The sequence below is a fragment of the Bifidobacterium cuniculi genome (genome assembly GCF_000741575.1).
Classification (GTDB): Bacteria; Actinomycetota; Actinomycetes; order Actinomycetales; family Bifidobacteriaceae; genus Bifidobacterium; species Bifidobacterium cuniculi.
Genome location: NZ_JGYV01000018.1, coordinates 1 through 13,920, shown reverse-complemented (window position 1 = coordinate 13,920; position 13,920 = coordinate 1). Strand labels below are relative to the sequence as shown.

Genomic DNA, 13,920 nt, shown 5'->3' with positions numbered 1-13,920 from the left:
GCAGCGTTCATACAACGCACGAACCCCGAAGAGGCAATGCCGTACAACACAGACACTTCTCCCGCCTCATGACTGCAAGCCGATCAACCAATCCAACATGGCGGCCGCTCCTGCAAAAATCAGCGTCGTCCGGACGCCCTACCATGAGGCGCCATGGCACGCAACCTCAGCAACGACTTGGCCTATGAGATCCTCTCCGTGGTCGAGGAGATCCCGGAGGGGATGGTCACCACGTACGGCACCATCGCCCGTTTGATCGGGCACCCCCGCAATGCGAGGCTGGTGGGCCGTGTCCTCGCCCATGCCGAAGACTACGGCGACTATCCCTGTCATCGCGTGGTCAACCACGAGGGTCGACTCGCCCCGAACTGGCCCGAGCAACGTTTCCTCTTGGAACGTGAAGGCGTGCCCATGAAGGACGACACCCATGTCGACCTCGCAGACACCCTCTGGGATGGCCGATAGGCATCTTGTCACATTCGGCGCGGAAAACCCACGCACACCCTTCATGCGATAATCGAGGACTGCCCCAGCCGGAATCCGCCAGCTGGGCGGCCATCTGAGATCTGCGCCGCGAATACTTCGCCTACACCCTGTCCTTCGCCTGGCTCGGCACCATGTGGGCCCACCAGCACAACATGTGGCACGATGTACACAAGATCAGCATGGCTACCGTGCGCTGGGCCCTTGCCATGCTCTTCTTCTCCTCCTGGTTCCCGTACAGCACCAGCTTCGTGGAAAGCCACTTCAACGAGACGACCGCCCAGGTCTTCTACGGCGTCATCGTCCTGCTCGTCACCATCGCCAACATGTTCCTGTCACACAGCCTGGCCTCCGCCAATCCCGATGACACGACGCTCACTGCACAGATTCACGAGCAGCAGGCATTCCTGTCAGCGGACCTGGCCGTCAAGTGCATCGGCCTTGCCTTGGCTTTCATCTACCCACCCGCCATGATGATCTCCATCATCGTGGCCGCCCTCATCATCAGCGTCGGCCCATACCTCAGGAAAGGCCCGCTGGCAACGGCCCACCGGCAGTGAACAACCAGCCCATCACTTCAGGATCCCGGGCAGTTTTATGCTGAAATGGATGTCACCGTCGGAGGGTGGGTAGAGCACGTTGTCGAGCGTGAAGCCACGGTATGTCTCCATCCCCTTGGTCACCGTGCCGAACCGTCGTACCGGATCTGCTGGCTGCACGTCACCCTGCCGACACCGCCACCGGCGCGGCCTGCTCCCTGACGAAAGCGAAGGCGTCCGAGGCGGCATCATAGGAGAACAACGCTTCCACGATCGTGCCGTCCGGCGCATAGTCCGCGTCATCACCCTGCCCGATCGCAAGATAGGTCGTGCCATCCTGGACCCATACACGCACCGGCACATCGAAGGGATCAAACCCCAGCCTGTCCGCAAGCCCCGGCTCCTTGGGCAACACCGCCTTCCGCCATGTCGCCCCGCCATCGGACGAGACATGCAGTGACCCGGCCTGCCCGACGAACACCGTGGCATCGTCCGTCCAGCCCATCATCGTCAGGTTGGAGGGATACTGCATGTACATCGGAACATCCTGCCATGCCAATGCAGCACCATCCGCGCGCAAATCAGCCAGCGAGGACGCGACCATCGCATACCCGACCGACCCGAGGGCGGCATCGTACCCATACGCCACCCCGATGCGGTCGCCGGCCACGGAGACATACGAAGCCGCCCGCATGCCCTTCCCCAATGTCGATGTCAGCCACGTCGACCCCGCATCCCATGAGTACACCAGTTGCACCTGATGGCCCGCGTCATCATATCCGACGAAAGCAGTGAAATCCGGCGTGATCACGTAGCTCGCCGGATCCAGCCACAGTTCGGTGTTCGCATTGACATCCCCCACGATGCGCGTCACCCCGTCGGGCACCTTGCGCCACGTCGTGCCGCCGTCATACGTCACTTCCAGCGTTTCCGAAGTAATCCGGTACCCGTTCTCGCCATCCAGCACCGGGGCCGTGGGATCCGGTTCGCTCTTCTCGAACTGCTCCGGATCAGCCGCTCGTTGGTAAGCAATCGGTTCCATCACCCGCACGATGCGGTAGCCGCCCTCCTGCGGCTCAAGCTTGAACACGCATGATTCGTCGATGCCCGATCCTGTGTCGTACACCTGGCATCCGTGCAGCTCGGTGATCCGTTCCCACCACGGGAACCGCGCATGCACCGTCGCGTCCAGCTGCACGTAGACATGCCGACTGTCGTCCCCGACGTCCGCCAGCCGCCGCACATCGCGCACCTGCACGGAACTCAGCTGGTACTGCGGCGCGACGCCGATCTCTCGCAACTTGCCCATCCACCGGCCATACCACTGCGCCACGTCGTCACTCGCCAAGGAGTCCTCAGACACGCGCGCGACGACCTGCCCCGCCATCGACGGCACCTTGTAGTCATGCCACCATGTCACCAGCCGCGCGCCGACGCCGGACAACAGGCAGGCGACCACCGCGCAGACCGTACTGACCACGCGCGCACGCCGGAACCGGTCATCGTGTTTGCTCCCCATGCCCCCAGTCTACTTCACGCCGCGCTCGTACTTCGCCGAGAACCACGCCAGCAGCAGCACCGCACAGGCCGCGAACGGCACGCCGCCCAGCGCGGGGTCATGGTAGTCCATGCCGGTGGCGCTGAGCACCGCGCCGCCGACCGCCGAACCGACGGCGTTGCCGAAATTGAAGGCGATCTGCACGGTCGCGCCGCCGATGAGCTCGCCGCCGCCCTTGCCGGCCTCGGTCATGAGCAACTGCTGCGGCGCGGAGATGAAGAACAGCCCGAAGGCGATCACGAAGGTCAGGATCGCCGTACTCACGCGCGACCCCGGCACCAGGAAGACGGCGAGCAGACCGATGCCGGCCACCAGCTGCCCGACGGCAGCGGTGGCGCCGGCGTGCCAGCGGTCGGTCAGGCGGCCGCCGAGCACGCCGCCGACGACCATGCCGAATCCGGCAAGCATCATGAGCGCGGACACCATGTTCGACGGCCAGCCGCCGACCTGCTGCAGCCACGGGCTGACGTAGCTCCACCAGCAGAAGATGCCCGTGTTGCCCAGGAACACGGCGATGAGCACCATCCACGGCCCCGGCTTGCGCAGGAAGCGGAACTGGCCGCGCAGGCCGGCGTCGTGCACCGGCTGGATGAAGGGAATCCAGGCGCGCGCGACGAGTGCGGTCAGCGCGGCGCAGGCGGCGAGGAGCGCGAAGGCAAGTCGCCAGGAGAGATGCTCGGCGAGCAGCGTGCCCGCGGGCACGCCGAGCATGTTGGCGACGGTCTGCCCGGTGACCATCACGGAGACGGCGCGCGCCTCCTTGCCCGGCTCGGCGAGCAGCTTCGCGATGAGCGTCGCCGTGCCGAAGAACGCGCCATGCGGCAGGCCGGCGATGAAGCGCGCGACGATGAGCATGGGCGCGTTCACCGCGAGAGCGCTGAGCGCGTTGCCGGCGAGCGCGATCGCCATGAAGAGGACGATGAGCGTGCGCGGCGGTATCTTGCGGCCGAAGACGAGGATGAGCGTGCCGACGCACACGCCGATGGCGTAGGCGGAGATGAAGTTGCCGGCGAAGGGGATGCTCACGTGCATGGTGGCAGCGGCCTGGGGCAGGATGCCCATCATGACGAATTCCGCGGCACCCAATACGAATGCGCCGCATGCCAGGGCGAGCAGTCCCAGCCTGTGGCTGCCGCCGCGCGTTTGTTGCACCTGCCCAGTGGTCATTATGTCGTCTCCTCGCTTCCCGGGCAGGCGTGCACGTCCCGCGCCGCCGTTGCCGCTCTTGTCGCTGCCTGTGTGAACGCTCACCAGCATAGTGGGGGTGGGATACGCCGTGGGCGTGCGTGGCGTGCTGGTTTCGGGCACCATGATGCAGGTGGAGTCGCTGCAGACATGCCATGCGATGGTGGATAATGGAACCGGGATTTTTCTTGGCAAGGCGGGCATCCGACGGATTCACGGGAAGAGGGGGCGGCATGGCACAGGAACAGGCATATCGCAGGCAGGACCGGCGCCTTGCCGATACCAGATGGGGCATAGCGCGGCTGACTTGCGAAACGGCGGAATCCGACTGACTTAAGGAGGACATGATGGGCATGCGCCAAGAATCACCGATCGCCACCGCTCGCATCACGGGTATACATCCCGCCTCGTCATCAAGCAACATGCAGGAAAGTACATGACGCGCTCCGCAGTGTTCACTTGCGGATGCTGATTCCGTCGTAATGTACGCCGAAGGCGGCGGCGATATAACCGGGGACGGCAGTGCAGGTGGCACAGGCCACCGTAAGCCATACGGGAGCATCGATGGCGGAGGTCGTCACCGTGAGCACGTACGAGACAATGCCCATTACCATGCATGCAACATACACGATGGTGCGCGTGCGGGGACTGAAAGTGGGAACGAAGTCCGCCTCGATGTCAAGCGTTTCCGAATCTTCATGCCCTACGGTTTCATTGGACTGGATTTCGTCATTGGACTCGTCATGTGAGCCTGATTGCGAATGGCCATTGACCAAGCAATCCTCCTTTCCTTTTCTCTTCTTCTTTCGGCGGCGAGCGACTTCATATCGTATGGGTCAAGCACCGCATTTCACATATTTGTCCCAAGCAGTGCGGTCACCGTAGAACAGGTCCAAGTCAAGATCTCCCGCATAACCAGGCAATCTCCCATGTGAACTGTATTGGCGCATTGCACATGCGTATGCATTTTCGTTCCATGGATGGCTTTGGTAACCGGTGGCAGAATCATCTGCATACTGCGCGACCCATAGGCCGCAGTCACGTTTCCTGGAGATTCCCGCCAAGGCGCCCATGGCCGACTGTTGCACGTAGACGAGTGGCTTGACCTTGGTGATTGCGATGTATTCGGCCAGGAACCGATCGAGGTAGTTGACATTGCCCCAAGCGGCGTTATCGGCAGATTCCCAATCCACACAAGGCAGACCACGGTGCAGGTAACCTGACGTATGGCGCGCAAAGAACCGTGCCTCCGACTCGGCACCGACCCCTCGGATGTAGTGTACATAGCCGAATGGCTTGCCAAGCGCGATGCAACGTTGGATTTTTGCATCCGCTCCAGTCCACACGCCTTGCACGATGCCGTTGCCGGTAAACTCGCCCGCTCCCCATGTCGTCTGTACCATGAGGAAATCGAACGGCACCAGATCTGGATTGAAATCCGGTTTCCAATTGCTGATGTCGAGTCCGTGAATGATTTGCTCCTTTCCGTGGTTGCCGTATCTCATCGGCAATCCACGATTAATGATTGATTGTTGACTTGGTATGCTGGACCACATATGCCAGTAGTTCCCTGGCCGACTAAATAGAGAGGGGATGAGGATGACACATCAGCAATCGCAAGATAGGCATACGACCCGTCTCGCTCACTCCTGCGCCATGCTTTTCCTGCTGTATTTCCTGATGGAGATATCCGGTTTCGCAATTCTTTTCGACAATGACATTGGAAAATTTATTTATCTATTCATATGGATTCCTTGTATCTTTTTAGCACCATGCGTATCTTTATCCCAAGGGATTTATTTCGCATGGAATTCACCTTTACGGAGCCCAGCCTTCCTGCTGCGATTACTCGCAATAGCATGCGGCTGCGCTCTACCCTTCCTACTACGCATAAGAACTTGGGACACTTTCTTTGTCATCTGGGATCCCTACACAATCCTCCTCGTCATGCCTCCACTTGCATTTCTGGCCAGTGGCGCCATCACACGTATGGGACGGATTATATGGAAGAAATTCAAAAAATGAACTCCGACAACGCCTGACATGCAGGAAGAACATACTTATCTGCATAATCGAAGCGAATCGACAAAGCAGGGTAAAGCATTGCGAGAAGTGGCCAATTTGCTTTGAGGGCATCAAAGAACGCCTGTCCAGCCGTCGATTGAGTGACAGCACCCACACTCCATGCCATCTGCTTGAACCGGTTGGCAAGCTCGCTACGATTGTTGTAGTAGGCAAGCATGGTATCGGACAGCACGTGGGTACTCTCCGTTGCACCCTTGAGAATCTCGACCAAACGAATCGCGTCACCATCTGAACACATATCGGAGAAGTTGCATTCATTGGCCGCTCCGCTTAGGTCCATGTCTGCAAGAGGCTTGATTGCATACCAGTTGTCCTTGGCCCCAATGAGGGCTCTCGCAACGACATCAGCGTCAGCAGAATCGTTCTTCTGACAGATTTGACCTACATTCTTGGCACCAGTCGCCAAGTCACCGGCCCAGCCTGTCCAGCATGATGGAATGGTTGTTCCGTTGAAATATCCCAAACAGGTAGCTGCCAGATGGGCCAGATCCACTTGACCTCCGCTGATGTCAGAGAAATTCTTCCGGCTATCACCTACATATACATCAAGTTGATCGATGATTTGCTTCGCTTGAGGATCTTTCTCCAAAGTGTTGTTATCAGCGGTGCGATAGTTTTCGGCCGCGACGGCCCACTGTGCCACACCTAGGCTTCCCCCACCAAGCAAATACGCTTTGGCTAGGTAATTGAGTATTGCGCGGTACGTGGGGACATACTTATATGTGACTTGTGCCGGGGTTCCCGCAGCAATGACATCCTGACCGACCTTACCTTCTGCCCGAAGTTCATCAAAGCGTTTCTCCAGATGCCAGATCAGTGAGACGACGTTCATGTTCGCATAGTCCGTCCCCATGTCAACGACTGCACCGAATAGCGGAGTCTTTTGTTCAGTAGACACTGAGTTGACTGCAGGAAGCGTCTTAGAATAGGCGACACGATCAAGATCCCACTTGTCATGGTATCCGGAAATCTCGGTGAACTGATCGTAGTTCCAGTTATCCGGAATAGGGAACCCGAGATTACCGGAAAATCCTGTGGACATATCGGACACAAAGCTCGAAACCGCGTAACCGGCCTCGCATACACGCGTGCAGATGTTGCGCGACGCGTAGATTCCAACTTGGTATCCACCGATAACGTTTTCAGAGATTGCCCGGAAATACGGGATAATGGAAGACGTCACTTCAGGATCGGTGGCATCATAATCCACGGCGAAGTAAATTACCGTCTTTGGAATGCCAAGACGGCGTGCCGCAGCAACTGCCTCATGCGCATGACGAGCACCGTTCTCAGCCGTGAAATATGCAAGTTTGGTAGAGTACTCCTGAAAAATCGGGAAGTACTGCAAACCATGCTGAACGATACGTTCAAGCTCTCCAGGACGAATGGCCTTGAAATAGTCTTCCGGTTCGAGGTCCTCCTGACCAGGCTCAGTTAGATAGCGCCCTACGACCCAATATCCATCCGCCTTGAGCTGATTGGCAAATTCGTCAGTGATCTCAAATCGGGTATCACAAGCCACCGCCGGACGGTTTGGGTTGCCGCATGAAGTCAACAGACTCATCCAAGTGTATGCATCTACGCTTTCGCTCATAGGCAGGGCATACGCGTTCTGGAATGCCATCACGGCTTCACTGACCTGAGAATTCCACTCGTCATAGAACATGTCCATTTGGCCGTTGCACACAAGAGCGACCGTGGCCAACCATACCCACGCAGAGTATTGCCCTGCATTGGAAGGCATGATCGTCTTGAGTCGCGAGCGCGTACCATTGCCGAAATTGCCGGTTGCTTCGTCAGGCGTGAATCCTTCCAGTGCCTGCAGGACCTGGATGAGTGCCGTATTCATCTCACGACCGTACAGGCCGTCCGTTGGAACCAATCCGGTGTAGTCACGGTAGGTCAGATTGATCTGCTGTTGCGCCTGACGGATAACTGACTTGCCACCGTAAGCCAACATGAGTTTGAACTGCTGCATCGACAGCAACGCCATCATGATATCCATGGTCACCGTCGAATCACCGCCGATGCCCATATCCGCCTTGAGCTCACGAATTGCAGAACCGGTCGGGCCATAGAAATGCTGCGTAATGTCATCAGACTCATACGCGGCATATCCCTTGCACCATAGCGTCCCCTGAATGATTGCATACACATTCGAGGTTTCCTGCGCACCATCCGATTGCTGCTTGATGCCAGCGGGCCAACGTGCGGCAAAGCGCGACTGCGTGCTCGGCCCAAACGCATCCGCCGGCTGCTGGACACCCAACTCGATCTGGAGCGCATGAAGCAAGCCATATACCGTCGCCGCACGGCTTACGCCATCTTCCGGAACCTCATCGAAGCGAGAATCATTGCCATATGTCCGATTGAGCCATTGCTGCGTCTTCAGCAGCCACTCATCGATATTGTTCGCCATGGTCTTTTCCTTTCCGTATTTGCATGACCTGACAAACTTTACTGTAACCATATGGTTTCATCTTGTCAATTTATAGTTTCAAGTTATCCATATGGATACACTGAGAGACATGGCAGAATACGGAGAACGATTCACTCAGGCGCTGGCCTCAGAACTGCGGGCTCAGAAGGCACGCCGCAAGGTCAGCGACGAACAAATCGGCGAAGCGATCGGCGTGCACCGCGTATCAGTGAGCCGTTACCTCACGGGTGAACGCCCCATCCCCATGGTCGCTTTCGCAGACCTGTGCGACTTCCTGAACATCAGCCCGTCGAAAATCATAGACGACGCGGAACAGCAGGCTCGCCGGAACCCCTAGCGCATCGGCCGCAACGGCAATCTCGGTCATCGTCGGCAATCAGCCACCCCTTAGTACCATATTCGAACTGTTGTTCGAAAACTGCTGCCAGTATACACCGGCTCAAACATCTGTTCGAACATTGATTGCTATCTTTACGATTGCAGAAAAACTCTACTGGCTCAGCGTGTCATTTTCCCGTTCGAGTTAAACTGTCAACATCCAGCTGGTTGTCATATTAATTGGATTTCTTCATTGATGGAGAACTGACTTTTTTTGGGGGGGGGGGCGCGATCTTATGAGCATCCACATCCCTCACAAGGCATCGCAGCGCATGACTGCATGGCTTTTGTGCATTCTCGGCACTATCGGTTCAGTTGGCATGGGCGTAAATGCGGCGAACGCAGCACAACTCGATTCTTCGCTTTCAGGCGTTCACAAGGTGGAGGAAGGAATCGTCGTCAATATGAACGATCTCCTTCAAAGCGACGCGTCGGCCGTACGCGTTGATGACATGCAAACAATACCCACTTGGCAGAATCCTGCCTATGTGGCCGCCTCTACAACGCAAGGCGTCAGCACGAAGTCCGTGGCAAAGTCGGTTTGCACCAGTAGCAACTACCGAGTGGTGTCCACTCTGGCGCCTGGCCGGTTAGGAAACAGCTATTACTACACCTGCTGGGCAGGAACCGACACCTATTCTCAAGCTACGCCAATGGGGCAATATGGCTCTGCAGGTGTAAGCCTGCTCTGCCCAGGAAACACTCGCGGCGCCATTTTGCAACAAACACTATGGGATACCGATAACTATTCATGGAGCCCCACACGCGGCCCCTATCCCAACAACACAGCCGACATGGACAGTGCCTATTGCCACACATTCCCCTCCCTACGCGTATATACAGCAGTAAGACTGAGCTAGGAGGCCGCCCCACAGTGAATAAGCACCTGCATAAGTTGCATAAGTTGGCAGCAATACTAGGCATATGCATGATGGGCATGGGGACGGCAGCCTGCGGGGCACTGCCACCGGCTGCCCTTCCCTCCCCCACCCGACTCCAGACCGATGCACCGCCGGAACCTTTGGCCACCATCCACCCGGACATCACTCCCGAAGTGGATGACGACCCATACCTGTACCCGACCGGCGCCAGCGGCAACTGGGTACCCGTCGACTACGATCCATCGACCACACATCTGGAAGCGTACGTGAGTTTCGGTCTGAGCAATGTCACCGTCAACTGGGTCTCCCCTGACGGTGAGGCCCTGTACTGGAAAGGCACCTATGACCGTCCGCGGGAAGACGGCGACTGGTCCTGGACGAGCCAGGCCGACGTCGCACAGACCAGACAAGGCCCGATGGCCTGCCAGGACGCCACCAAGGACTTCTTCTACGACGCCGAGGCGCACACGCTGACCTTTGAGGCCGAGATCGACGGCATCCCCCAGACCGTAACCATGGTCCGCCCGTAGTGACCACAGACCAAACCCCCTCAGGCAGATTGACGGCCGTCCACTGACACATTTTTGGGCCGACTGAAATTGTGTAGGGCTCTGGCCCGCACAATCTGCATTTGTGCGGACCAGAGCCCTACACAATTTTTCCCGGCCCAAAAATGTGTTACCGAGCATCAAGCTCAGTGCGCCAACTTAAGGCCGATAATGCAGGCGATGAGGCCGACCAGGCACACCACCTTGACCATGGAGACCGATTCGGCACCGGTAACCATGCCATAGATCACGGTGAGCGCAGCCCCGATGCCCACCCACACCGCATAGGCAGTGCCCACGGGCAGAGAGCGCAGGGCATAGGATAAGCCACCCATACTGGCGATCATACCCACCACGAACACGATCGAGGGAACCAGCTTCGTGAACCCCTCCGCCTTGTCAAGCGCAATCGCCCACACCGCTTCACACATCCCGGACAACACCAACACAAGCCAAGCCATGACTTGCCTCCTCTACAATCAGCTATGGCAAGTCTTTGCGCGTTCCTGGTACTTGACCGTCGTCAGGGGCGACCCGCTTCCCGAGACACCGCCAGCAAGGATAGCATGGCACATTTGAGCAATATGCCCTATCTCCGCCTCTTGCCTTATGCGTTTTCCGTTTTAAGCGGATTTATCGTTTTTTAACACATTTATCACCATGTATCTCAATTTACCGTAACTATAGGAAGATGGCATTGAAAGAACAAAAATAATTTGCAAAACAATCTTAGATAATCTAAGCCGTGTCCTAACAATACAAAACAAGGAGATCTTCATATGGGCAGTGGCGAAAGCGGCGCATACTACACCTCAGGCGGCAGCACCATCATCCATCATGAGGCAATCATTCACGCCTTTGACGGCAACTTCACGCACAATCCCAGAACCGGTAAGGCACAGCGATTAAGAAGCGGCGGCCATGGCCAAAGTAGCCTGGATCTGCTCCAACGCTACGGCATTCAACACCACATCAGTAAAACATACCCCAACGGTGTGCGCGTCGGCAGCATCGAAAAGACCAACTACAGCCGAAAACGTGAAACAGGCCATGCTTGGTTCCCCTCCACGTGGACGACGCGCGACATGGTACGCGCGGCCGAACATGTCATGCAACTGAAGAAAAACAGATATGTGCCTGACGGCGCCACCATGTGGGGCACATGGAGGGGCGTTCGCATCGGCGTGAAACGCCGCAAAGGTATCGTCGTCTCCATATTCCCCGATACGCACCAACTAAAGCAATGGATTCAAGGAGAACACCATGTTCGATATCCAACAGTGGAAACAGATTACTGCCAAGCGCGCATCAATTGATGACGAATGCTACTGGGAAGTGGAAGACCAGTGGAAAGTCATGGCGAAATTCTTGCTCAAGAACATCCACGATACCATCCAGTTTCTTAACACGGACTGTGACGGAGACGATATTACGTGGATCAGCGAGGTCTTCGACCAGCTCATCACCCGCACCCAGAGCATCACCCTGATGATCGCCATCCAAGACGCCATCAATCGCCACCCCGAAGCTGATGGCAAGTACCTGTTGACCAAAAACCTCAACTGGGCCATCGAAGACTTCGGCGATGATCGACTCATCAACGAGTGGGAACACGAGAGCATGAGCCGTAAGGAGCATCAGTGAATCGAAAGACGTTCAGCAAATACGACGACGGATTCGGCCCGGCTTTGGTGGAGGGCGCCGCCTTCGACCATGATTTCGCACGCATCCGCCCCTATCCGGATTGTGCACCAATGCCTGCATCAATCGTGCCATTCAGCAAACGAAGGGAAATTGCCGACCCCTCCGCCATGTTCGTCGACTTTTTCGAAGGGGACTTGCAGTTCAGTTCCATTGCCCACAATCCCGACTGATATCTCAATGAGCTTTCCGCCTTCGCCGGCGTCATCGGCCCCAACTTCTCCACGTACATCAATGCCCGAAGAATACCCGTCGGCGCCAATATCTACAAGAACCGCGCCGTGGACCATTACCTTCAGCGGCAGAACATCACTGTCATTCCCACGGTCCAATGGGGAGGACCGGATACCTTCGACTTCTGCTTCCACGGGCTGCCTGCGGACTCAACGTACTTCATCAACACGGTGGGAGCCTAGGGAGCACCTATGAGCGAGATATTCCGGCAGGGGCTTCAGGCATTCTTCAATCAGCTTCATCCCGCACGCATCGGCGTCAATGGCAGCATGCCAGACGACATCTTCGACGATTATCGCGACCTTGCTGAATTCACTCAATACGACTGCTGGACCCGCCTGTCCAAGGAAGGACGGAAACCAGCCAATGCAAAACACAGCATTCCGCTGTATCCTAATCACCACAACCCCTACAAGCAAGGAACCCTGTGGACCGAAGCATCCTAGCCGCCCGCCCACGACAGTATAGAAATACAACAAGCAGCACAGCGTTACTATGCACACAACGCAACCTCGATGCCGGCTCCGGCACTGTACAGCAGTCGTCGTCCTGCCTACAGCGGATGGCAACTGCACGATGAACCACATTGAAGGAGCATCATTCATGGACAGTTCACCCTCTCCAACGGCGTCGAGATCCCCGCGATGGGCTACGGCGTCTTCCAGATGACCAGCCAGGAAGTCGAGGAGCACCTGCCGGAAGCCATCGGCGCCGGCCTGCGTCACATCGACACCGCGAACGCGTACTTCAACGAAGTCGCCGTCGGCAAAGTCGTCAAGGACAGCAGCATCGACCGCTCGGAGTTCTTCATCACCAGCAAGCTGTGGCCGCGCGACTACGGCTACGAGGACTGCAAGCGCACCATCGACGCCACGCTGCGCCGCCTGGACATGGACTACGTCGACCTGCTGCTCCTGCACCAGCCGTACGGCAAGTACACGGAGGCATGGAAGGCGCTCGAGGAGGCGCAGGCGGCGGGCAAGGTGCGCGATCGGCCTGTCCAACTTCAACCGTGAGAAGTTCCAGGAAGTGCTGGACATGGCGACGGTCGTCCCGCAGGTGCTGCAGGTCGAGCTCCACCCCTACTGGAACCAGCATGAGCTGCGCGACTGGCTGGAGCCGATGGGCGTGCGCTTCGAGGCCTGGTATCCGCTCGGCCACGGCGACCGCGCACTGCCGAACGACCCGGTGCTCACCGAGATCGCGCAGCGCCGCGGCAAGACCGTGGCGCAGGTCATCCTGCACTGGGACTTCCAGAACGGCGTCGTCACCTTCCCGAAGACCCTCAACCCCGAGCACATGGCGCAGAACCTCGACATCTTCGACTTCGAGCTGACCGACGACGAGATGGCCGCCATCGACGGCCCCGACAAGGGCACGCCGTACTACCGGATCCCCGAAGAGGCGCCGGCGTTCATCGCCGCAACCCCCGACTTCGACCAGCAGCAGTGAGCGGCAGGGCGTGCTATGTCCGTAGATGTTTGAGAAATATCACGGAAAATGAACTGTCCCCCGTTTTCTGGACGGGGTTAATGAGTGTCACCCACCCTCATGGTGTGGGTGCTCAGTCTACCATGCCCCGGCCCTACCCGGCCAGGGCCAGTAACGCCTGCTCATAGCGGTCGGGGCTCATGCCCCCGACCGCTGCCTGGCAGCGTGTCGAGTTCCAGTAACGGATGTAGCCCTCCAGGTCACGCTTGAACGACTCATAGTCAGCCCATTGACGACCCCGGAAGAACTCGTCCTTGAGATGACCGAACACCTGCTCGGTCGCGGCGTTGTCCAAGCAGTTGCCCTTGCGTGACATGCTGCGCACGATGCCCATGCGCGCGCACGCCCGCGCCCAGGCGGGCTGCTGGTACTGCCAGCCCTGGTCACTGTGCAGCAA

General features: G+C 57.8%; 16 protein-coding genes and 2 pseudogenes. 11 read left to right on the top strand and 7 right to left on the bottom strand.

Going from position 1 to position 13,920, the window contains the following annotated elements; genetic code table 11:
• Nucleotides 1-153: 153 nt before the first annotated feature.
• Nucleotides 154-465 (top strand): MGMT family protein, encoded by a 312-nt coding sequence (locus BCUN_RS08815; protein ID WP_033515252.1) that lies wholly within the window; start codon nt 154-156, stop codon nt 463-465.
• Between the two features lie 101 nt (nt 466-566).
• Nucleotides 567-1,043, top strand: coding sequence for a TMEM175 family protein (locus BCUN_RS08810; RefSeq protein WP_274518384.1), 477 nt, complete (start codon nt 567-569; stop codon nt 1,041-1,043).
• Between the two features lie 160 nt (nt 1,044-1,203).
• On the opposite strand, the gene BCUN_RS08805 is transcribed toward BCUN_RS08810, so the two are convergent.
• From BCUN_RS08805 to BCUN_RS08785, 5 genes are all read right to left on the bottom strand, one after another.
• Complete coding sequence (locus tag BCUN_RS08805) at nt 1,204-2,481, bottom strand: WD40/YVTN/BNR-like repeat-containing protein (RefSeq protein ID WP_238552362.1); 1,278 nt, start codon at nt 2,479-2,481, stop codon at nt 1,204-1,206.
• Nucleotides 2,482-2,550: 69 nt separating this feature from the next.
• Complete coding sequence (locus tag BCUN_RS08800) at nt 2,551-3,747, bottom strand: MFS transporter (RefSeq protein ID WP_051920982.1); 1,197 nt, start codon at nt 3,745-3,747, stop codon at nt 2,551-2,553.
• 473 nt (nt 3,748-4,220) lie between these two features.
• On the bottom strand, nt 4,221-4,379 hold the full coding sequence (locus tag BCUN_RS12425) for a hypothetical protein (protein ID WP_156100148.1): 159 nt from the start codon (nt 4,377-4,379) through the stop codon (nt 4,221-4,223).
• A 222-nt stretch (nt 4,380-4,601) separates the two neighbouring features.
• On the bottom strand, nt 4,602-5,270 hold the full coding sequence (locus BCUN_RS08790; protein WP_051920981.1) for a GH25 family lysozyme: 669 nt from the start codon (nt 5,268-5,270) through the stop codon (nt 4,602-4,604).
• A gap of 509 nt (nt 5,271-5,779) precedes the next feature.
• Nucleotides 5,780-8,269: a glycoside hydrolase domain-containing protein gene (locus BCUN_RS08785; protein WP_033515255.1), complete on the bottom strand. Its 2,490-nt coding sequence runs from the start codon at nt 8,267-8,269 to the stop codon at nt 5,780-5,782.
• Nucleotides 8,270-8,378: 109 nt separating this feature from the next.
• Here BCUN_RS08785 and BCUN_RS08780 point away from each other — a divergent pair, with 109 nt between their 5' ends.
• From BCUN_RS08780 to BCUN_RS08775, 3 genes are all read left to right on the top strand, one after another.
• Entirely contained in the window at nt 8,379-8,627 is a 249-nt protein-coding gene (locus BCUN_RS08780) for a helix-turn-helix domain-containing protein (protein WP_033515257.1), read from the top strand.
• Between the two features lie 277 nt (nt 8,628-8,904).
• Entirely contained in the window at nt 8,905-9,528 is a 624-nt protein-coding gene (locus BCUN_RS12420) for a hypothetical protein (RefSeq protein WP_152598030.1), read from the top strand.
• Between the two features lie 68 nt (nt 9,529-9,596).
• Entirely contained in the window at nt 9,597-10,079 is a 483-nt protein-coding gene (locus tag BCUN_RS08775; RefSeq protein ID WP_152598031.1) for a hypothetical protein, read from the top strand.
• A 164-nt stretch (nt 10,080-10,243) separates the two neighbouring features.
• Here the strand turns inward: BCUN_RS08775 and BCUN_RS08770 are convergent, their stop codons facing one another.
• Nucleotides 10,244-10,558 carry a DMT family transporter gene (locus BCUN_RS08770; protein WP_033515259.1) on the bottom strand — a complete coding sequence of 105 codons (315 nt, stop codon included), beginning with the start codon at nt 10,556-10,558 and terminating at the stop codon, nt 10,244-10,246.
• A 318-nt stretch (nt 10,559-10,876) separates the two neighbouring features.
• Here BCUN_RS08770 and BCUN_RS11965 point away from each other — a divergent pair, with 318 nt between their 5' ends.
• The 6 genes and pseudogenes from BCUN_RS11965 to BCUN_RS12815 all read left to right on the top strand — a co-directional run bounded on the left by BCUN_RS11965 (nt 10,877) and on the right by BCUN_RS12815 (nt 13,484).
• Nucleotides 10,877-11,413, top strand: coding sequence for an EndoU domain-containing protein (locus BCUN_RS11965; RefSeq protein ID WP_081895646.1), 537 nt, complete (start codon nt 10,877-10,879; stop codon nt 11,411-11,413).
• Entirely contained in the window at nt 11,361-11,741 is a 381-nt protein-coding gene (locus tag BCUN_RS08765) for a hypothetical protein (protein WP_033515260.1), read from the top strand. Before BCUN_RS11965 ends, BCUN_RS08765 begins: the two co-directional genes overlap by 53 nt.
• Entirely contained in the window at nt 11,738-11,971 is a 234-nt protein-coding gene (locus BCUN_RS08760; protein ID WP_033515261.1) for a hypothetical protein, read from the top strand. The genes BCUN_RS08765 and BCUN_RS08760 overlap by 4 nt, the downstream gene beginning before the upstream one ends.
• A gap of 12 nt (nt 11,972-11,983) precedes the next feature.
• A pseudogene (locus BCUN_RS12995) lies at nt 11,984-12,214 on the top strand (DUF4417 domain-containing protein); the annotation flags it as partial.
• A gap of 9 nt (nt 12,215-12,223) precedes the next feature.
• On the top strand, nt 12,224-12,478 hold the full coding sequence (locus BCUN_RS08755) for a hypothetical protein (protein ID WP_033515262.1): 255 nt from the start codon (nt 12,224-12,226) through the stop codon (nt 12,476-12,478).
• 198 nt (nt 12,479-12,676) lie between these two features.
• A pseudogene (locus BCUN_RS12815) lies at nt 12,677-13,484 on the top strand (aldo/keto reductase).
• Between the two features lie 133 nt (nt 13,485-13,617).
• Here the strand turns inward: BCUN_RS12815 and BCUN_RS08745 are convergent.
• A partial coding sequence (locus BCUN_RS08745; RefSeq protein ID WP_034258446.1) for an IS3 family transposase occupies nt 13,618-13,920 on the bottom strand: 303 nt, incomplete at its 5' end.